Source organism: Microbacterium sp. (assembly GCF_035556355.1).
In the GTDB taxonomy this organism is placed as follows: Bacteria; Actinomycetota; Actinomycetes; order Actinomycetales; family Microbacteriaceae; genus Microbacterium.
In genome coordinates this window covers 1-19112 of sequence record NZ_DATMFG010000049.1, presented here as the reverse complement: position 1 = coordinate 19112, position 19112 = coordinate 1, and the positions used below count along the sequence as shown (strand labels likewise).

The window sequence follows — 19112 nt, the reverse complement described above, 5'->3', positions numbered from 1 at the left end:
TCTAGCCACGCCCCCTCCGACTACGGTCCGATGCCTGCCGGCCGTCCGATGTGGGTGGCTTGTCCGAGTCTGACGCGAGCGTGGGGGCCATCCGCGCTCTTTGCCGGTGGTAGGACGCGAGTGCTGCGGCGAGAGCCATGGAGACCCACAGCATCCGGTTGCCGGTCACGTCACTCGAGAACTGCGCGTTCACGAGCGCGTAGATGAAGATCCCTATTACGGCGAGGACCAGCGGGTCTTTGGTAGCCACGAAGGCCGTGCTCGCCGCGCGAGCAATGAAAAGCAGAGCCGCCACGAGAGCAACGAGGGCGACGACTCCGCCCTCGACGGCGAACTCCAGAAACAGGTTGTGGGGGTATCTCGCATCATCGGACTCGAACGCGATGTCGCCCGCATAGAAGAAGGAGCCCCACCCGATCCCGAGCGGATTGAGCAAGAACTGCTGTAGCGCGAACGGGAACAGATGACCGCGCCCGGAGTCTCCACGGAAGAAGGCTTCCGCGAACTGGAACCAACCGGACCAGACCGCCAGCCAGGTAACGATCGCGGAGCCGATCACCAGCAGCACAATCCACGATGAGCGTACCTGCCTCACGAAGAGCATGAGCCCGAGCACTACAGCCAAGGCGACGAATGCCGATACGAGGGGACCCCTGCTCAACGTGAATGAAGTGCTGATGAGGCCGAGGGCCGCGAACAGTACATACCAGGGTCGATTTCGCTTGCCCTGCAGAGCGAAGATGGCTCCAATCACGATCGCGAGTCCTGTGACACGTGAGACCCCGAGGGGGTTGAGATCGAAGAGCGTGGCCCGCCCACCGACAGTCGTCTCCTGCAGCAGCAATGAGAGCAACGAGACTCCTACCGCGACCGAGAGAGTGATTCTGGTCGTGTACGCCACGCCGCGTTCGATGTCGACGAAAGCTGATGCCGCGAGTGCGAGAAGGAAAACGGTGACGAACGAGAACAGCTTCAAGCTGCCATAACTGTTCATGCCTGCCACGAGAAAACCCGGCAGTGCGCCGAGGGGAATCAGCGCGGACCACAGCCAGACCTGCGGTGAGGTCACCACCCTTCGAATGCGGAAGAAGATCAGGAGCCCCAGCACGCCGAAGGCGATGATCAGATAGTCGACTCCGAGCACATCTTGCGCAACCGGCGGAAGGATGAGGTTGCCGAGACCGACGAACGAGAACGCGAGCGCGAGAAGCGCGTCACCGAAGCCGCCTCGCCGCTGGGCGCGAGCCGTCGCCGAATTCACTGGAGGCATGGGGGCCCTTACGCGCTGGACGTCCGCGCGCGGGTGGGGAACAGCCCCAGCCGGCGGGCATGAGAGTGGGCGGTGCCCATGATGAATGCGAGCACGCGTTGGGCCGTGTTCGTCACGTCGTAGTTGGCGGGGAGAGACCCACCGCCGAGCGCGAGCGCTAGATCGACACCGCGCTCGACGTCGTCGGGACTCACTCCCGTCGTGATGATGGCGCCCGCATCGAGGGCCTCAGGCCGTTCGATGAAGTCGCGCATCGTCACGGCGGGGAAGCCGAGGATGCTGGACTCCTCGCTGATCGTGCCGCTGTCAGAGAGCACGAGCTTCGCGTCGAGTTGGAGCTTGATGTAGTCGTGGAATCCGAACGGCGGGTGGAAGGTCAGGCCGTCCTTGGCCGCGAAATCGAGTGACTCGAGCCGCTTGCGCGTTCGGGGGTGGGTTGAGACGAGGACCGGTACGCCATGAGCGTCGCGGAGTCGCTGAAGCGAGCTCAGCGCCTCCCCAAGGCGTCGAGGATCGTCGACGTTCTCTTCGCGGTGCAGGCTCACGAGGAAGTAGCCGCCACGCGTGAGCCCCTGTCGCTCGACGACATCGCTTGCCTCGATCTGAGTGCGGTTCTGCTCGAGCACCTCTCGCATGGGCGAGCCGGTGAGGAGAATGCGGGACGGGTGGATGCCTTCGGCGAGCAGATTCCGCCGGGCGTGCTCGGTGTAGACCAGGTTGTAGTCCGAGATGTGGTCTACCAGGCGGCGGTTGGTCTCTTCGGGCACGTTCTCGTCGAACGAACGATTGCCCGCCTCCATGTGGAAGACCGGCACCTTGAGTCGCTTCGCCATGACAGCGGAGACACAGCTGTTCGTGTCGCCGAGCACGAGGAAGGCATCGGGGCGTTCCTCTAGAAGCACCTGCTCCGTCTTGGAGATGATCGAGCCGAGTGCTGCGCCCAGCGACGACGTGTCGGCGTTGAGGAAGTGGTCAGGTCGGCGCAGCCCGAGATCCGAGAAGAACACGTCGTTCAGCTCGTAGTCGTAGTTCTGACCCGTGTGCACGAGCGCATGGTCGGTGTGCTGGTCGAGCAGCTTGATCGTGGCTGACAGCCGAATGATCTCGGGTCGAGTGCCGACGACCGTCATCACCTTCAGGCGCGACGTCATCACACCACCTCCGGGATCGTGTCTGGTGCCTCAGGATTGAAGATGTCGTTCGCCCAGAACGATGTGTAGAGCGAATCCTCGCCGGTGTTCACGATGTTGTGGGCCCACATCGTGGGCATGTCGATCGCGACAGGTTCGTCACCGGAAACATCGAAAGCATGCACCTGGTCGGTGAAGAGGCGGCGAAGCGAGATCGTCCCCTTGCCGGCAAGCACAGTGAACCGCTCCACCTTGCGGCGGTGGAAATGATCGCCCCTTGTGACGCCGGGCCCCGTTGTGGAGAAGGACGATTGACCGGTGCCACCGTGCGAACGCACGACCTCGAAGAATGACCCCCGCGCGTCGGCGTGCCGAGTCAGCCGGATCGGGGTCTGCGTGTCGAACGTGTACGACCGGTAGGTGTTGAAGAGGTTGCGGTCGAAATCGCTCGCGATATCGGGGATGTCTCCGGTGGAGTAAGTGGCGGAGATGCGCTCCAGTCGAGCCAGCAGTCCCGTCACCGTTTCGTGTGCGACGAGGTCATCAAGGCTCGATTCGTCGCGGGCTCCCGTGAGCAGGTCGGCAGCGTCCTGAGCGTGGAGAAGCGTCAACTCGCGGTCGACCTCCACCTTCGGATCACCGCCGTTGGCCAGGAGGTGGCAGAAGGTCGCGGTGACCGCGTTGTAGAAGGGGCGACCGTGCTCGCCGTAGAGGTTCGGCAGGGGGATGTCTATGAATTTCGCGCCGACGGCGGATGCGGCATCCGCCAGAATCCCAGCCGCACGCGCCTTGCCCTCGCCGTACGGTGTGCCGTTTCGGGCCTGCGTGGAGTTCGCATAGACGATATTGCGCGGCGGCCGCTCGGCGCTGCGCACGGCATCCGCCACCTGGGTTGCGAACAGCACGTTGCCCTCGCGCGTCTCGTCGTCAGTTCCTCGGTTCACGCCGGCGATGTGGATCAGTCGATCAGCGCCGTCGATCGACGTGCGGGCCTGGTCGAGCGCGAAACCGTCTCCCACGGCTACGCGGGTCGTGTCGACGCCCTGCTCACGCAATGCGCACCGCGTGTGCCAGCCGAGGAACCCCTCGGTGCCGGTCATCGCCGTACCGGTCACGAGCCTGCCGTCTCGTCGACGGTTACGCCCGCAAGCGCAAGGTCCCTGCGGATCTCTGGGAGCGTCAGCAGCAGCGCCTCGATCTCGGGGATCGAGATGCGCTGCGCCGTGTGGGAGTCGTAATCGGTGTACTGCGTCTGCCGCGGATCGCCCTCTTCGAAGTACTGGCTGTAGTTCAAGTCGCGCTTGTCGGCGCTGATCTTGAAGTAGTCGCCCATGTCGAGTGCACGCGAGAGCTCCTCGCGCGTCGCGAGCGCTTCGGAGAGCTTCTCGGCGTGGCGCGTTCCGATGACCTCGACCTCCGCCTTCGCGCGGAACAGGTTGATGACAGCATGCGCGAGGTCGCCGATCGTGCAGGAGACCGCCTTGCGCACGAAGAGGTCACCCTGCTCCGCGTTCTGGAACGCGAACTCGACGAGGTCGACCGAATGCGCGAGCGACATCATGAAGCGTGTCATGTCGGGGTTTGTCACCGTGAGGTTCTTACCCGCGCGCAGCTGACGGACGAACAGCGGAATGACCGAGCCCCGCGAGTACATCACGTTTCCATAGCGAACGCAGGACACGGTCGTCACCGCACGCGGGTTGTTCAGACCATGCGACTGCGCCACCTTCTCCATGAGCGCCTTCGACATTCCCATCGCGTTGACGGGGTACACGGCCTTGTCGGTGCTGAGGCAGACGAGCGAGGTCACGCCGTTCCGTTCGGAAGCCCGCACGACGTTCTCGCTGCCGACGACGTTCGTGCGGACAGCCTCCATCGGGAAGAACTCGCACGAGGGAACCTGCTTGAGCGCAGCCGCGTGGAAGACGTAGTCGACGTCACGCGTGGCGCGGTCGACGCTGTCGTAGTCGCGGATGTCGCCGACGTAGAACCGGAGACGTCCATCCGGGATCTCGTGACGCATGAGATCTTGCTTCGCTTCGTCACGGCTGAGGATGCGGATCTCGGCGACATCGCGCTCGAGGAGCTTGGCCGCGACCGTATGGCCGAACGATCCCGTGCCGCCGGTCACGAGGATTCGTTTGCCCGCGTAATTCTGTGTCAAGTCTCAACCTTCGGATGCTCGGCGGACATACGCCGCCCCGCGCGGCGCTAGTGCGCTCACGAGGACGCAACCCTGTGATGATAGCCTGAGCGCTGTCGGTGGCGGCCATCCACGGCGCCTGCGCGTAGGTGCGGGAGCCCGCGTTCGCGCCGTGATCACGCGCTCGAGAAGTTTGTGAGTTGATATTTCGATGACGGCAGGCGACGGCCGCGTTCCATTCGCAATCCCCGACATCACGGAAGCCGAAATCGAAGCAGTCGCACAGGCGATGCGATCAGGCTGGCTGACCACCGGACCGAATGCTGCTGCGTTCGAACGCGAGTTCGTCGAGTATCTCGGCGGCGGCGACCTCATCGGCGTCGCTGTGAACTCCGCGACAGCCGGCTTGCACCTTGCGATCGAGGCACTCGGCATCGGGCCGGGCGACGAAGTGCTTGTGCCGACGTGGACGTTCACCGCTACGGCCGAAATCGTCCGTTATGTCGGCGCGACTCCCGTGATCGTCGATGTGCGAACCGAGACACTCAACATCGACCTGGAGCACGCTGAGCATCTGCTCACCCCGCGCACCAAGGCGATGATTCCTGTGCACTTCGCCGGGGTGCCCGTCGGGGCGTCCGCGGTGCGCGAGTTCGCCGCCCGCCACAACCTCGCGGTCGTCGAGGATGCAGCTCACGCGTTTCCCGTTCGCGACGGCGACCGCTTCGTCGGAAATGGCGACAGCGATGCAGTCGTCTTCTCCTTCTACGCCACCAAGACGATCGCGACAGGGGAAGGGGGGATGCTCGTCACCCGCGACCCCGATCTCGCTCGCCGTGCACGCACGATGCGCCTACACGGGATCAGTCGCGACGTCTTCGATCGTTACTCCTCCCGCAAGCCCTCATGGGAGTACGAGGTCGTCGCGCCGGGCTTCAAGTACAACCTCACCGACGTGGCTGCGGCGATGGGCCGTGTGCAGCTGCGCCGCGCCGAAGAGATGCGGCGAAACAGGATGGCGATCGCCGAACGGTACCGCGCCGAGCTGGCGGATCTTCCGCTCCGTCTCCCGGCCCCCACACCCGATCCTGCCGGGCACGCGCACCACCTCTTCGTGGTGCAGGTGGAGGACGATGCTCCCATCGGGCGCAACCGACTCATCGAGGAGCTGTCGACGCGGGGGGTTTCGACAAGCGTTCACTTCATTCCGCTGCACCTCCACCCATACTGGCGCGAGACGTTCGACCTCAAGCCCGAGTCCTTCCCTGTGGCGACCGATGCGTACGCACGGACGGTCAGCCTGCCGATCTTCTCCTCGATGACTACCGCACAGGTAGACCAGGTCGTCGAGGCGCTGCAGGAAGTCCTCGGACCGCACGCGGTATGACGGGCGGCGTCTGATGCGGATCGGGATCTTCACTCAGTGGTACGACCCCGAGCCGGGGCCCGCCAGGCTCATGGGAGTGCTTGCGCGCGAGCTGGTCGCGCGGGGCCATGAGGTCTACGTCCTGACGGGATTCCCCAACTACCCGACGGGCAGGATCATCGAGCCATATCGGCAGAGCTTCGGCATGCGCGAAGACATGGATGGCGTGACGGTGATCCGCGTACCGCTCTACACCAGCCATGACCGTTCCTCCGTACGACGCATCCTCAACTACGTGTCTTTCGGGCTGAGCGCGGGTGTGCTCGGCCTGCCCCGCCTGCCCAAGCTCGACGCCGTCTGGGTCAACTACTCCCCGATCACTCTCGCGATTCCGATGTGGCTGGCGCAGCTCGTGCGCGGCACGCCCACAGTCTGCGAGGTCGCCGACCTCTGGCCGGACACCGTTCTCGTGTCCGGTCTGTCGGGAGCGGGATCGGTGGCTCGGTTCGGTGGCCGGGTGCTGAACGCATGGTGCAATGCGATGTACCGGTCCTCCGACGCCGTCACGTACATCTCACCGAGCGTTGGGGGCATACTCGAGCGCCGCGGCGTACCTGCTGATCGCCTGCACTACATCCCCAAGCCAGCCGATGAGCTTGTCTTTCATACGGGCGGCGTGTCCCGACGCAACGAGTACGAGATCTCCGAAGACACGCTGGTGCTCGTGTACGCCGGCGCCCTTGGGGAAGCCCAGGGCTTGGACACGCTCATCGAAGCGGCAGCTCTTGTAAGAGACGAGGACGTCATGGTGTTGCTGGCGGGGTCGGGGACGCACGAGGACTCGCTTCGGGCCCGGGCGGCGGAACTCGAGTTGGCCAACGTGCGCTTCCTGGGGCGGCTGCCGCACTCCGAGATGACGGACCTGTACGCGACGTCCGACCTCGCCTACATCAGCCTCGCGCCCCACCCGGTCAGCAACGCAACCATGCCGAGCAAGACCCAGTCCATCCTCGCCAGCGGCACCGCGGTCCTGTGCGCGGCGGAAGGTGACGTGGCCGGGGTCGTGGGTTCGGCGGGCGTCGGATTCGTCGTCTCGCCGGGCAACCCTGCGAGCGTCGCGGAAGGGATTCGGGAGGCTCTGGCTCTCGGCCGCGGCGGTTTGGAGTCGCTCGGTCGCACAGCCCGTGACGAGTACGCCCACCAGTTCTCGGTGAAGCGCACGACCGACCAGGCTGAGGAGCTGCTCTCACGAGCTTCCGCGCTCCCACGCCGCTGGCCGCGTCGCCTCCACCCCCGCTCGGGACCAGTCACTCGATCCGATGAGATCGGCCGCGAGGACGTCGCGGCGCTCGCACGACTGCATCGCCAAGCGTTCCCGGACTTCTTCCTGTCGAGGCTTGGGGAGCCGTTTCTGCGCCAGTTCTATCGCGGCTTCATCGGAGATCCCACTGCGATCGTCGCGATCCAACGGGACCCGTCAGGATCACCGGTCGGCGTTGCGGTGGGGACGGTCCAACCGCAGCAGTTCTTCCGCCGCCTGCTGCGGCGCAGGCTGATCGGATTCGCCCTCGCTGCCCTCGGGGCCGCGATCCGCCGGCCGAGCGCTGTGCCGCGGCTGCTCCGCGCGGTCCGATATCGCGGCGACGCCCCCGAGCAGTTCGATGGAGCGCTTCTCAGCTCGATCTGCGTCGATCCCGGTGAGCGGTCCCGCGGGCTCGGAACGCGAGTGCTGCGCGGCTGGTGCGAGCGTGCCCGTGCAATGGGGGCGGTATCCGCATACCTGCTCACGGACGCCGCCGACAACGACAGCGTCAACGCTTTCTACACGCGCAACGGATGGACACTGCGCGACAGCGTCACGACGCCGGAAGGCCGCGTGCTCAACCGTTACGAGCTAGGTCTGGGAGAAGAATGAGCGGTTGGCGTGAACTGCCGTTCCGTGTGCGGGATGTTCTCGTCTCGGGCGCCGCGCTCGTCGTCTTGTGGCCCGTGCTCGCGACCATCGCCCTCGCGGTCAAGTGCGACTCGCCTGGCCCGGCTCTCTTCAAGCAGCGTCGCGTCGGGCTGCGGGGCCGGACGTTCGAGATCCACAAGTTCCGCACCATGCGCGCGGGCGGCACGGGACTCGCGATCACGGCCGACGGCGACCCGCGAGTGACACGTGTCGGCCGATTTCTCCGTGCGAGCAAACTCGATGAGCTCATCCAATTATGGGATGTGCTTCGAGGTGAGATGAGCCTCGTGGGCCCACGCCCGGAGGTTCCGCGTTACGTCGCGGAATGGCCCAGCCATCTCCGGGAAGAGATCCTGTCGGTGCGACCGGGGATCACGGACCCCGCGACGGTGCTGCTGCGCAGCGAGTCCGAACTGCTCGCGATGGCCGACGATCCCGAACGTTTCTACGTGGACGTCCTCCTCCCTCAGAAGGCGCACCAGTATGCGCAGTACGTTCGCTCGCGGAGTCTGGCGGGCGACATCCGCATCGTCCTCGAGACGATCGTCGCCATCGTCCGCCCGACCGCGGCCGCGAGCGGCGCGGACGTCGGGCATTGACCCGCTGAGCGGTGCAGGGACTCAGTCAGTTCGGGGCCGAGAGGACGTGTCGGCGCGTCCGCCGGTCTCGATCGTCGCCGTCGCGTTGCGGTCGCGCGGCTCGTCGAGCATCCGCCGCAGCCAGCGGTCCAGATCGAGGTTCGCGGGATCGAGCCCGTCGACGCGGGCGTGAGAGATCTTCGGGTGCACGCGTCGATCGGTGTGCTCCGAGGCGCCCAGAAGCTCTTCGTGCAGCTTCTCGCCGTCGCGTAGCCCGGTGAAGACGATTCCGACGTCCTTGCCGGACATCGCGATCATCTGCTCGGCGATGTCGAGGATGCGCACGGGCTCGCCCATGTCGAGGATCAGCACCTCACCAGGGTCGCCGATGCCGCCCGCCTGCACGACGAGCTGACATGCCTCGGGAATCGTCATGAAGTACCGCGTCGCCTCGGGGTGGGTGACCGTGACCGGCCCTCCCGACTCGATCAGCGCCTGGAACGTCGGCAGCATCGAACCTCGACTGCCCAGCACATTGCCGAAGCGCACCGACAGGTAACGGGCACCCGCATCCTCGCCCATCCACGCGGTGAGCTTCTCGGCGATGCGCTTGGAGTGCCCGAGAACGCTCGTGGGGTTGGCGGCCTTGTCGGTCGAGATGTTCACGAACGTCGACACGCCGACGCGACGCGCAGCCTGCAAGGTGTGGAGCGTGCCGAGCACGTTCGTCTTCCAGGCCTCGATGGGGTACTGCTCGAGCATGGGCAGGTGCTTGAGCGCGGCGGCGTGGAAAACGACCTCGGGCCGGCGCGCGCGGAACACTTCGTCGATGGCAGCCGAATCGCGGATGTCGGCCAGAACGACGTCGTTCGTGTGCAGGAGGCCGTGCCCCGCGGTGCCGATCTGCGCCGTCTGGAGCCCGGTCTCGTCGCGGTCGAGCATGATGAGCTCGGCCGGGTGGAGGCGCGCGATCTGACGGCAGAGCTCCGCTCCGATCGAACCGCCCGCACCGGTCACGAGTACGCGCTTGCCGGTCAGGTACTCGGTCACAAGGCTTTCGCGCATGTCAACCGGATGCCGCCCGATGAGGTCCTCGATCGACAGGTCGCGCATGTCGCTCGGGCGCGACTTGCCCTCCATCAACTCGATGAGGTTCGGCATCACCTTGACGTCGATGCCCAGCGGCCGGGCGATGTCGTACACGCGACGCATGAGCGTCGTGTCGGCTCGTGCGATCGCCACCACGAGAACGGTGGCGCCCGTCGTCTCGGCCACGGACGGCAGGTCGTCGAGCGTCCCCCTCACGCGCACGTGGCGCACCTGCGCATTGCGCAACGTGGGGTCGTCGTCGAGCAGGCCGACGGGGGAGTAGAGCGACTCGACATCCGTGCTCATGCGGCGCACGAGGGCCGCGCCCAGGTATCCGGCCCCGAAGATCAGTGTGGGCGCCGCATCATCGCGGGGGCCGCGGCGCGACTCGACATAGAGGCGCTTGATGTATCGCGCGCTGAACATGAGCAGCAGTGCGAACGGCACAGCGATGAACACAGTGCTGCGCGGAAGGCGCACGAGGGGGCTGAGCACCAGCGTGGGCAGCGCGAGGAGGAGCGCCGTGACGCTGACGGTGAGGCCCACCGCGCGCACCTCCTCGAAGGTGCCGTAGCTGAACCGGCCGCGATACAGATGGAAGAGCCATCCGACACCGAACTGCGCGATCCAGGCGGCGACGACGAGCGCCGCGAGCGAGGGCCACGTCCACACGGGGACCGCTGCGTCGAAGCGCAGCAGGATCGCGAGCACGAGCGCGAAGGTCCACGAGACCCCGTCGATGACGTACTGCGACCCGAATCGGGCCACGGGCACCGGGTAGGCCCGCTCGATCGCGCGGTCGAGCCGCCCCCTCATCGCCACGTGGCACCTCTGTCTCCGGATCGCGCCACGAGGTCGCCCGCCCACAGCCACAGCTCACCGTCGCCGCCGGTGGCGAGGGCGACCGCGCCTTCTGCGAACTGCCCTTCGATGCACGCGCCGTGCCCACCCGGTGCGAGCTGCCCGTCGAGGGGGAGGACCTGCACGCCGGAGCATCCGTTCTGATTGATGACGGCGACGTCGAAGCCATCGCCCGACGCCGCGATGTTCGAGACGCCGGCGATCGTCGTCGACACCGGCCATGTCGCGCCGCGGTCGCCCGAGGCGAACACCCGCTCGTCGGAGCAGACAACCGCCGCGCGGTCAGCGCTCGCAGCCAGTGCCACCGCAGGGCACGGTGTCGGCCTGGCTCCGTCGGGGGTGTGGATGTTCGCGGGATCCCGCGGGTCGAGGAACCACGTCGGCGCGAGGTTGTCGTTGTTGACCTCCCACGCGGCGCCCCGCACCCAGGTCTGCACGAGCTGCGGCTCGCACGCGGCCGCGCTCAGCGTCACGATCGACGCATAGTCGCCGTTCAACGCCGCGAACCCGAGCGCCGCGGCCGAGTCGGTCGGCCCCACGGCGTCGACGGCGGCCCACGACGCGCCGCCGTCGGACGACACCGCCACGTCGCCGCGCGGGTCGGGGCATCCGCCCACATTCGCGCGATAAGCCAGCTGCGCGTCCACCGCGCCGATGATCCGCCGCGGCGCGGGCACGGTACGCGGCTGGGGCGGTGCCGCGGCCGTCACCGTCGGTGAGGCGGATGCGGCAGGGCTCGCGCTGTCGATCGGAGTGGGCGGCGGTTCGGATGCCGACGTCGGAGGCTGGCGGAACTGCGTGAGCGCGAGCACCACGAGCACGATCGTCACGACCCCGAGAATGGCGATCCCTGTCGTCGTCAGCACGGCGACGCGGCGCGCGGCGGCGGGCCCGCGCACGGTCTTCGGCCGACGGACAGCCACCGTCAGATCCCCCCGGTGGCCGCTCGACGGAGGAAGTCCGCCACGTTCCGCACCGCGGGTACGAGCTGATCGGCCGACTGCTCGTAGACCTCATCGCTCTGCCGGTAGGGGTCGACCACGTCGTCGTCGGCAGGATCGAGCAGGGGCGGGAGCGACCCGCGGAGGCTCGCCACGAGGTCGACCGCGTCGCGCATGCGGTCACCGGCGTCGGCCGTCAGCAGAGGCGCCTGGTCGACGAGCTCCTCCGGGGCGACGGAGTCGGCCAGACGCGCGAACTCGCGAAGCGTGAATGTGCGGCGCGAGGCGGCAGGAATCAGCTCGGCGATCGCGCGGCGGTGCTCCCGGGCCATCGCGAGCAGCAGGTCGGCGCCGCGCACGTGCTCCGCCGCAAGCTGCCGCGCGGTGTGCCCCCGCTCGTAGTTCGGGATCAGGCGTGCCGCGATGGCGCGCGTGCTGTCGGTCATGGGCGACCCGACGAGGGCGCCCACGCCGGCGCTCGCCACGCGCACGCCGGGAACGCCGCGCAGCTCCTGCTCGAGGAGGTGCTCTGCGAGCGGCGAACGGCAGACGTTCCCCGTGCAGACGGTCAGAATCGTGAAGTTCGACATGTCAGGGGGACTTCGAGCGCCGGCGCGCAGCCTTTCCGGTGGGTGCTGGCTCTGCGGTCAGTAGGTCGTCTTCCGCGTGGGCGGCTCCGTACACGTAGGTTCCGTACCCGTAGCTGTCGGGCCCCTTGGTGGGAAGCATGGTCACCACGATGCCCAGCAGGTCGGCCCCGGCGCGATCGAGCGAACTCACCGCGCCCTGCAGCTCCGGCCGCTTTGTCGCGCCGGATGCGGTGACGAGGAGTGCGCCGGTGGCCTTCTTCGTGAGCACCGCCGCGTCGGTGACGAGCAGGAGCGGCGGGCTGTCGATGAGCACGTAGTCGAAGTGCTCGCTCAGTGCGGCGAGGACGCGATCCATCGCGGTGGAGCCCAGCAGTTCGGCCGGGTTCGGGGGGATCCGGCCGGCAGGCAGCACGAACAGGTTGCCGCGGCCCCACTTCTGCATCGCGTCGACGAGCTCCACTCGGCCGATGAGCACGTCGGTGAGACCGACGGCGCCCTCGATGCCCATGTAGTCGGCGACCTTCGGAAGCCGCAGGTCGCCGTCGATGAGGGCCACGCGGGCACCCGTCTCGGCGAGCGAGATCGCGAGATTGGCGGTCGTCGTCGACTTGCCTTCGCCGGGGCCGGAGCTCGTGACGACGTAGCGGCTCGACCCGCCCTCGACGTTCAGGAACTGCACGTTCGTGCGCAGCGAGCGGAACGACTCGGCCCGAGGGTTGCGCGGGTCGGCGTGCACGATGAGCGGGCGCGCCTTCGCGTCGGGATCGAACGCGATGCCGCCGAGGACCGGCGCCTCGGTGACGGTGGCGATGTCGTGCAGCGAGTGGATGCGCGTGTCGAGCACCGTGCGCAGCACGGCGGCGCCGACGCCGGCAGCGAAGCCGATGAGCGCCCCGAGTACGAGGTTGAGCGGAACGTTCGGGCTCACGGGCGACGACGGCACCGCGGCCGGCTCGGTCTGCCGGATCCGCACAGGGCTGGGACCCGCGTCTTCTCCTTCGGGCGCTTCGAGATCGTCGACCACGACCCGCGTGAAGCTCTCCGCCGTGGCGTTCGCCAGGGCGGCTGCGGTCTCGGGGTCTTCGTCGGTCGCGGTGATTTCGAGCAGCACGCTGTTCAGGGGTGATGTGGCGGTCACCTGGCGTGCGAGCTGCGACGCGGTGATGTCGAGACCGAGCTCTTCGACGACGGGCTGGAGCACGAGGGCCGAGTTCGCGATCTCGGCGTAGCTCGTCACGACCTGGCGCGCGAACGTCGTGCCCTGGACGAGGTCACCGGTGGCGGCGCCCTCGCTGCGGACCGAGACGAAGAGCTGAGTAGTGGCCTGATAGCGCGGGGAGACGAGAAGCGAATAGCCGGCGGCGATGGCGATACCGAGAAGCGTCGATACGAGGATGAGGATCCAGTTCGCGTGGAAGATCCTCACGTAGTCGCGCAAATCCATAAGTGCCTCGGCCCACCCTCTATTCGTCCGTCAGGCCCCCAAGGCCACCGGGCAATTCTTCCACACGTCAGGAGTGGATTCAGGCGGGCGTATACACGACAGTCAGGCGGGAGCTCGTCCCTTGCCGGCCGTGCGCGTCCCGGGAAAGACGACCCAGTGGTAGAGCGCGAACCGCGCGAGCACCACCACCGCGATGCTGAAGAGGTTCACGACGTTGACTGCGAACGGGCCTGCCGGATGACCCTGGACCGCTCCCACCAGCAGCACGCCCGCCCATACGATCACCGCGCCGAGAGCCGTGCAGAAGGCGTTCGTCGCGATGAACAGCACGACCTCGAGTGTGCGCCCGTGCTTGCCGCGGGCGCGGAAGGTCCACTCGCGATTCCCGAAGTAGGCGTTCACGAGAGCGACGAGCGAAGCCACGATCTTCGCCGCCACGACGTCCCACCCGAGGCCGAGGAAGAGGAGGTTGAAGACCGCGATCTCGATCAGGGTGCTAATCGCGCCGACCGTGAGGAACCGAGCGCCCAGCCCTGCGATACGGCGGATGCGCTGGCGGCGGGACATGACTGCATTACGCTACTACGGTGTCTGCGGCACCCGGCCGGGCACCATCGCATCAGGGGGTTCGACCTTGCACGTCAGCCACCTCGCCGTCGTCATGCCCGCCTACAACGAGGCAGAGGGAATCGCCTCGTTCGTCGGCGAGATCGCAGACAGTGTGTCCGGAATGTGCGACCGGCTGTCTGTGGTCGTCGTCGACGACTGCTCCACCGACGACATGCCGCGCGTGCTCGACGACCTCGCCGACGCGGACCCCCGTGTCATGGTCGAGCACCGCTCACCGAATCGCGGTCACGGGCCGACCGCTCTCGCGGCATATCGGCGAGGCCTCGAGCTCGAACCCGACGTCATCGTGCACGTCGACGGAGACGGCCAATTCCACGGCGCCGACATCGCGCGGGTCGCACGGGCGCTGAGCTCCCATGACGCCGATGTCGTGCACGGCATCCGGCGCGACCGCACCGATCCTTGGTTCCGGCGGGCGCTCACGGCATCCGTCTCGGTCGTGGTCGGCTTCGCCGTCGGTCGCCGCGTGCCCGACTCGAACACGCCGCTGCGCGCGTACCGCCCCGCGGTCCTCGAGGAGCTCGTGTCCTCTCTTCCGAACGACGCCCTCGTACCGCACGTGCACTTCTCGCTCGCCGAGGTGCGGCGGGCGTACGACGTGCGCTACGTCGCCGTGCGCAGCCTCCCGCGGCGCGGCTCCGACGCGACCGGCACGATGTGGGGCGGCGCCAAGAGCCCCAAGCTCCCGCCGAAGCGGCTGCGTCAGTTCGCGCGTCGCGCCGCCGCAGAGCTGTGGCGATACTCGCTCCGCCCGGGACGAGGGCGATGAGCCGGATGCTCGGCACCGGCGTCGAGCGCGTGCTCTACGCGCTCGCGGGGTCGGGCCTGATCGTCGCGAACATCTGGGTGATCGTTCCCAGCCTCTTCGTGCTGAGGCTGTGGGAGGACGAGGCCTTCAATCTCACCGTGCCGCTCAACCTGCTGGACGGGCTCGGGTACACGAGCGACGGCACCCTCTCGGGCAGCACGCTCACGCCCTTCGATGCGCGCATCTCGACAGGGCCGGTCGTGCTTCTCCCCGTGGCCGCCGTGATCGGCTTGGGCGCGGATCCGGTCATCGGCGGGCGATCGATAGCACTGCTCTTCTGGATCGCGCTCGTCGCCGGCGCCTTCGTGCTCGGCCGAGCGGCGGCCGGCCGATGGGGAGGGCTGGTCGGTGCGGCGGTGCCGCTCGCGCTCAACATCAACCAGCTGCCGTCGCCGGTGCAGGGGCCGACGGACATCCTCGGCGAGATCCCGTCGGCGGCGCTCATCGTGTGGGCACTCGTCGCCGCGAGACGGCGGCCGTGGCTCGGCGGTCTGCTCGTCGGCCTCGCCGTGCAGGCCAAGTTCATCGCGCTGCTGGCGATTCCCGCGCTCGCCGTCTTCGTCTTCTTCAGCGCCAAGGGAGAGCCGTTCTGGGCGCGAGTGCGCCGCGTGCTCCCCGCCGCCGGCGTGGCCGCGGCGACGGCCGCGGCGGTCGAGCTGTGGCGCCTGCTCGCGCTCGGTCCCGCGGGGTACTTCGACTGGCTGCGCGAGTTCGCGTGGTTCCTCCTGAGCGGAGGACAGCCCGACCACCGGACGAGCGCGCTCGCGAAGGCGCTGCTCGTGCTGGAGTCGTGGTTCGTGCCCGCCGCGGTCGCCGCGGTCGTCGCACTCGTGGCGATCGCCGGGGTCGTCGCCCTGTTCGTGCTCGCCCGCCGCAGCCCGGCCGCCGTCGACGAGCTCATCGTGGAGGACGGACTGTGGCCGCTGCGGGACCAGGTCCTGCTCGCGATCACGGGTCTCATCGGAACGGCCACGTACGTCGCATGGTGGGGCGTGTCGTCGCACACGCCGCTGTGGATCCGGCATCCGTCGCCCGGCCTCCTGTCTTTCGCGCCCGTCATCGTCGCGTCGGCGCTGCTCGGATGGCGCGCTCTGGCGCGCTTCGCGCGGTCGTCTGCCGAGACGTCGGATGCCGCCGCACGGCCTCGCGCGCGCGGGCTGGTGCTTCGCGGCGCTTCGCTGCTCGCGATGGCGGCGATCGGCGCATCCGTCGCGGCCGGCGTCATCGGCCACGTGGGGGCGGCCGACCCCGGCCGCGAGACGCTCGCGAGCCAGCGCGCGGTCGCGGCGCAGATCGCCGCGCTGCGCGAGGTCGAGGAGTCGGACTGGCTCGCCGTGCAGTGGGGCTCGGCCGTCAGCATCGCCGTGCTCGCGGGCAAGCACGTGGGCCTCACCGACGCGGGAGAGGCCGTGCGATCGTACCCGTGGATGTCGACGGGAGAGCCGCAGGCGCCGTGCGACGAGCTGCTGCAGGTGAGCTTCTTCGTCGTGTGCGCGCCCGCGCGCTGATCGCGCGGTTTGGGTGTGGCATCCGGATGCCGTAGACTTGACGTTTGGTGTCCGGCTCTGCTGAGCCCGTCGAGGCATGACCCGGCATCGCGAACGTGAGCCCTCCACTGGACCCTTCGGCAGGCTCAACGGCCGGGAAGACCCGGACCCTGTCGAAGAACCCCCGGAGCGGGATTCACGAACTTCTCCGTTCGATCAAGAAAGCAGCACTCCTGTGACGCGCACGTACACCCCCAAGGCTGGCGAGACCCAGCGCGAATGGCTGGTCATCGACGCGACTGATGTCGTCCTCGGCCGCCTCGCCTCGCACGCCGCCGCCCTCCTCCGCGGCAAGCACAAGCCGACCTTCGCGAACCACGTCGACACCGGTGACTTCGTCATCATCGTCAACGCCGACAAGGTGGCCCTCACCGGTCAGAAGCTCCAGAAGAAGATGGCGTACCGCCACTCGGGCTACCCGGGCGGCCTGAAGGCCGTGCCGTACGAGGAGCTCCTCGCGAAGAACCCCGTCCGCGCTGTGGAGAAGGCCGTCCGCGGCATGCTCCCCAAGAACAGCCTGGGTCGCCAGCAGCTGTCGAAGCTCAAGGTCTACGCCGGTGGCGAGCACCCGCACGCCGCTCAGCAGCCGAAGACGTACACCCTCGACCAGGTCGCCCAGTAAGCGCCGCACAGATCAAGGACACACTCGTGGCGAACATCGAAGACACCACCAACTACTCGACCGAGACCCCCGTCGACGCCGAGGCCGTCGCCGCCGAGCGCCCCGTGCTCTCGGTTCCCGGCGCCGCGGTCGGTCGCCGCAAGGAGGCCATCGCGCGCGTGCGCCTGGTCCCCGGCAACGGCACCATCACGATCAACGGCCGTGCGTTCGAGGACTACTTCCCGAACAAGCTCCACCAGCAGCTGATCACCGACCCCTTCACGGTGCTGGGCCTCAACGACGCGTACGACGTCATCGCCCGCATCAAGGGCGGCGGCCCCTCGGGTCAGGCCGGCGCGCTGCGCCTCGGCATCGCCCGCGCCCTCAACGAGATCGACGTCGAGAACAACCGTCCGACCCTCAAGAAGGCCGGCTTCCTCTCGCGCGACGCTCGCGTGAAGGAGCGCAAGAAGGCCGGCCTCAAGAAGGCCCGCAAGGCCCCGCAGTACTCGAAGCGCTGATCGTCAGGACCTCCAGCCGCATGCCGCTCTTCGGCACGGATGGGGTGCGGGGGCTGGCCAACGGCCCCCTCACCGCCGATCTCGCTCTCACCCTGGCCCAGGCGACCGCTGTCGTCCTGGGCCAGGGGCGCACCGCCGAGGCCCGCCGCGCGGCGGGCCGGCGGATCACCGCCGTCGTCGCCCGCGACCCGCGTGTCTCCGGTGAGTTCCTGTCGGCCGCCGTCGAGGCGGGTCTGGCCTCGTCCGGTGTCGATGTGCTCGACGCCGGCGTGCTGCCGACGCCCGCCGCGGCGTTCCTCGTCGCCGACCGCGACGCCGACTTCGGCGTCATGATCTCGGCGTCGCACAACCCGGCTCCCGACAACGGCATCAAGATCTTCGCGCGCGGCGGCGTCAAGCTGCCCGACGAGGTCGAGCAGCGCATCGAGGCCGCGATGGAAGGTCCGAAGCTGCAGCCCACGGGCGGCGCGGTCGGCCGCATCCGCCGCTACTCCGATGCCGAGGACCGCTACCTGCTGCACCTGCTCGGGTCGCTGCCGCACCGGCTCGACGGCATCCACGTGGTGCTCGACTGCGCGCACGGCGCGGCCGCGGGCGTCTCGCCCGACGCGTTCCGTGACGCGGGCGCGCGTGTGACGGTCATCGGAGCCGATCCTGACGGCATGAACATCAACGACGGAGTCGGCTCGACGCACCTCGACTCCCTCGCCGCCGCGGTCGTGGAGCACGGCGCCGATGTGGGCATCGCCCACGACGGTGACGCCGACCGCTGCCTCGCGGTCGACGCGGAGGGCAACGTCGTCGACGGCGACCGCATCATGGCGATCCTCGCGATCGCGATGAAGGAGCGCGGCACGCTCAAGGACGACACGCTCGTCGCGACGGTCATGAGCAACCTGGGTCTCCACCGCGCGATGGCCGAGCACGGCATCCGCGTCGAGCAGACGGCCGTCGGCGACCGTTACGTCCTCGAGCGCATGAACGAGGGGGGCTTCTCGCTGGGCGGCGAGCAGTCCGGCCACGTCATCATGAGCGACTACGCCACGACCGGAGACGGGCTTCTCACGGGTCTGCACCTGCTCGCCGAGATGGCGCATCGGGGCAAGACGCTCGCCGAGCTCGCGTCCGTCATGACGGTGTACCCGCAGGTGCTGCTCAACGTGAAGGGCGTCGACCGCTCGCGCGTCGCCACCGACGAGGGCGTGCAGGACGCGGTGGCCCGCGCGACGGCGCAGCTCGGTCTGTCGGGCCGCGTGCTGCTGCGTCCCTCGGGCACCGAGCCGGTCGTGCGGGTCATGGTCGAGGCCGCGTCGCAGGACGACGCGCGCCGTCACGCCGACACGCTCGCGGCCGTCGTGCAGGAGCGCCTGGCCCTCTGACCGCGCGGTGCCGCGACGCTCCGGCGGTATATGCCGATCCGAGCATGAATGCCGGGCGCACGCGAGACGGGGGTGCCCGCCATCGTGCGGCGAGCACCCCCGTCGGGGTGCCGGCTAGTTGTACTGCCCAGGGAGGTTGTTTGATCTGGCTTCCCTGATGTGACGAGAACCTCCCGGCAGAGTGGAGCTGCTACCGCATCCGCTCTGAACCAGGAGGTTCTCGTGTCTCACGCTAACGCGGCGCTCACCCCGCGCCAAAG

General features: G+C 68.1%; 17 protein-coding genes. 8 read left to right on the top strand and 9 right to left on the bottom strand.

The window, feature by feature from the left end; genetic code table 11:
• Nucleotide 1: 1 nt before the first annotated feature.
• From VNR19_RS14255 to VNR19_RS14240, 4 genes are read right to left on the bottom strand one after another with little or no spacing between them, the layout of a single operon-like run.
• On the bottom strand, nucleotides 2-1270 hold the full coding sequence (locus VNR19_RS14255; protein ID WP_325727863.1) for an O-antigen ligase family protein: 1269 nt from the start codon (nucleotides 1268-1270) through the stop codon (nucleotides 2-4).
• Between the two features lie 8 nt (nucleotides 1271-1278).
• The gene (wecB, locus tag VNR19_RS14250) at nucleotides 1279-2421 is read right to left on the bottom strand and encodes a non-hydrolyzing UDP-N-acetylglucosamine 2-epimerase (RefSeq protein WP_325727861.1); all 1143 of its coding nucleotides are present in this window, start codon (nucleotides 2419-2421) and stop codon (nucleotides 1279-1281) included.
• Nucleotides 2421-3500 (bottom strand): polysaccharide biosynthesis C-terminal domain-containing protein, encoded by a 1080-nt coding sequence (locus VNR19_RS14245; RefSeq protein WP_325727859.1) that lies wholly within the window; start codon nucleotides 3498-3500, stop codon nucleotides 2421-2423. The genes wecB and VNR19_RS14245 overlap by 1 nt, the downstream gene beginning before the upstream one ends.
• Nucleotides 3501-3511: 11 nt before the next feature.
• Nucleotides 3512-4564, bottom strand: a complete 1053-nt coding sequence (locus VNR19_RS14240; RefSeq protein ID WP_325727857.1) for a polysaccharide biosynthesis protein — start codon at nucleotides 4562-4564, stop codon at nucleotides 3512-3514.
• A 190-nt stretch (nucleotides 4565-4754) separates the two neighbouring features.
• Here VNR19_RS14240 and VNR19_RS14235 point away from each other — a divergent pair, with 190 nt between their 5' ends.
• From VNR19_RS14235 to VNR19_RS14225, 3 genes are read left to right on the top strand one after another with little or no spacing between them, the layout of a single operon-like run.
• A complete protein-coding gene (locus VNR19_RS14235) occupies nucleotides 4755-5930 on the top strand; it encodes a DegT/DnrJ/EryC1/StrS family aminotransferase (RefSeq protein ID WP_325727855.1) in 1176 nt (391 codons plus the stop codon).
• A 13-nt stretch (nucleotides 5931-5943) separates the two neighbouring features.
• Nucleotides 5944-7824, top strand: coding sequence for a GNAT family N-acetyltransferase (locus VNR19_RS14230; RefSeq protein WP_325727853.1), 1881 nt, complete (start codon nucleotides 5944-5946; stop codon nucleotides 7822-7824).
• The gene (locus VNR19_RS14225; RefSeq protein ID WP_325727851.1) at nucleotides 7821-8462 is read left to right on the top strand and encodes a sugar transferase; all 642 of its coding nucleotides are present in this window, start codon (nucleotides 7821-7823) and stop codon (nucleotides 8460-8462) included. Before VNR19_RS14230 ends, VNR19_RS14225 begins: the two co-directional genes overlap by 4 nt.
• 21 nt (nucleotides 8463-8483) lie before the next feature.
• Here the strand turns inward: VNR19_RS14225 and VNR19_RS14220 are convergent, their stop codons facing one another.
• The 5 genes from VNR19_RS14220 to VNR19_RS14200 form a co-directional block, all read right to left on the bottom strand.
• The gene (locus VNR19_RS14220) at nucleotides 8484-10346 is read right to left on the bottom strand and encodes a polysaccharide biosynthesis protein (protein WP_325727886.1); all 1863 of its coding nucleotides are present in this window, start codon (nucleotides 10344-10346) and stop codon (nucleotides 8484-8486) included.
• Complete coding sequence (locus VNR19_RS14215) at nucleotides 10343-11314, bottom strand: hypothetical protein (protein WP_325727849.1); 972 nt, start codon at nucleotides 11312-11314, stop codon at nucleotides 10343-10345. Before VNR19_RS14215 ends, VNR19_RS14220 begins: the two co-directional genes overlap by 4 nt.
• Nucleotides 11315-11316: 2 nt before the next feature.
• Nucleotides 11317-11922 (bottom strand): arsenate reductase/protein-tyrosine-phosphatase family protein, encoded by a 606-nt coding sequence (locus tag VNR19_RS14210; RefSeq protein ID WP_325727847.1) that lies wholly within the window; start codon nucleotides 11920-11922, stop codon nucleotides 11317-11319.
• 1 nt (nucleotide 11923) lies between these two features.
• Nucleotides 11924-13366 carry a tyrosine-protein kinase domain-containing protein gene (locus VNR19_RS14205; RefSeq protein ID WP_325727845.1) on the bottom strand — a complete coding sequence of 481 codons (1443 nt, stop codon included), beginning with the start codon at nucleotides 13364-13366 and terminating at the stop codon, nucleotides 11924-11926.
• 102 nt (nucleotides 13367-13468) lie between these two features.
• The gene (locus VNR19_RS14200; protein WP_325727843.1) at nucleotides 13469-13933 is read right to left on the bottom strand and encodes a GtrA family protein; all 465 of its coding nucleotides are present in this window, start codon (nucleotides 13931-13933) and stop codon (nucleotides 13469-13471) included.
• On the opposite strand from VNR19_RS14200, the gene VNR19_RS14195 reads away from it, so the two are divergent.
• From VNR19_RS14195 to glmM, 5 genes are all read left to right on the top strand, one after another.
• Complete coding sequence (locus tag VNR19_RS14195) at nucleotides 13932-14765, top strand: glycosyltransferase family 2 protein (protein WP_325727841.1); 834 nt, start codon at nucleotides 13932-13934, stop codon at nucleotides 14763-14765. The two genes, VNR19_RS14200 and VNR19_RS14195, sit on opposite strands and share 2 nt — an antisense overlap.
• The gene (locus VNR19_RS14190; RefSeq protein ID WP_325727839.1) at nucleotides 14762-16312 is read left to right on the top strand and encodes a glycosyltransferase 87 family protein; all 1551 of its coding nucleotides are present in this window, start codon (nucleotides 14762-14764) and stop codon (nucleotides 16310-16312) included. The genes VNR19_RS14195 and VNR19_RS14190 overlap by 4 nt, the downstream gene beginning before the upstream one ends.
• A 214-nt stretch (nucleotides 16313-16526) precedes the next feature.
• Nucleotides 16527-16973 (top strand): 50S ribosomal protein L13, encoded by a 447-nt coding sequence (gene rplM / locus VNR19_RS14185; RefSeq protein ID WP_325727837.1) that lies wholly within the window; start codon nucleotides 16527-16529, stop codon nucleotides 16971-16973.
• 26 nt (nucleotides 16974-16999) lie between these two features.
• Nucleotides 17000-17473, top strand: coding sequence for a 30S ribosomal protein S9 (gene rpsI / locus VNR19_RS14180; protein WP_325033849.1), 474 nt, complete (start codon nucleotides 17000-17002; stop codon nucleotides 17471-17473).
• 20 nt (nucleotides 17474-17493) lie between these two features.
• On the top strand, nucleotides 17494-18852 hold the full coding sequence (gene glmM, locus VNR19_RS14175; protein WP_325727834.1) for a phosphoglucosamine mutase: 1359 nt from the start codon (nucleotides 17494-17496) through the stop codon (nucleotides 18850-18852).
• Nucleotides 18853-19112 lie beyond the last annotated feature (260 nt).

Bases quoted from the DNA above. Each gene is read 5' to 3' on its own strand.
- VNR19_RS14190 (WP_325727839.1), top strand. From the start codon at position 14,762: ATGAGCCGGATGCTCGGCACCGGCGTCGAGCGCGTGCTCTACGCGCTC.
- VNR19_RS14230 (WP_325727853.1), top strand. From the start codon at position 5,944: ATGCGGATCGGGATCTTCACTCAGTGGTACGACCCCGAGCCGGGGCCC.
- glmM (WP_325727834.1), top strand. From the start codon at position 17,494: ATGCCGCTCTTCGGCACGGATGGGGTGCGGGGGCTGGCCAACGGCCCC.
- VNR19_RS14200 (WP_325727843.1), bottom strand. From the start codon at position 13,933: ATGTCCCGCCGCCAGCGCATCCGCCGTATCGCAGGGCTGGGCGCTCGG.
- VNR19_RS14245 (WP_325727859.1), bottom strand. From the start codon at position 3,500: ATGACCGGCACCGAGGGGTTCCTCGGCTGGCACACGCGGTGCGCATTG.
- VNR19_RS14255 (WP_325727863.1), bottom strand. From the start codon at position 1,270: ATGCCTCCAGTGAATTCGGCGACGGCTCGCGCCCAGCGGCGAGGCGGC.
- VNR19_RS14235 (WP_325727855.1), top strand. From the start codon at position 4,755: ATGACGGCAGGCGACGGCCGCGTTCCATTCGCAATCCCCGACATCACG.
- VNR19_RS14205 (WP_325727845.1), bottom strand. From the start codon at position 13,366: ATGGATTTGCGCGACTACGTGAGGATCTTCCACGCGAACTGGATCCTC.
- VNR19_RS14195 (WP_325727841.1), top strand. From the start codon at position 13,932: ATGACTGCATTACGCTACTACGGTGTCTGCGGCACCCGGCCGGGCACC.
- VNR19_RS14220 (WP_325727886.1), bottom strand. From the start codon at position 10,346: ATGAGGGGGCGGCTCGACCGCGCGATCGAGCGGGCCTACCCGGTGCCC.
- wecB (WP_325727861.1), bottom strand. From the start codon at position 2,421: ATGACGTCGCGCCTGAAGGTGATGACGGTCGTCGGCACTCGACCCGAG.
- VNR19_RS14225 (WP_325727851.1), top strand. From the start codon at position 7,821: ATGAGCGGTTGGCGTGAACTGCCGTTCCGTGTGCGGGATGTTCTCGTC.
- VNR19_RS14210 (WP_325727847.1), bottom strand. From the start codon at position 11,922: ATGTCGAACTTCACGATTCTGACCGTCTGCACGGGGAACGTCTGCCGT.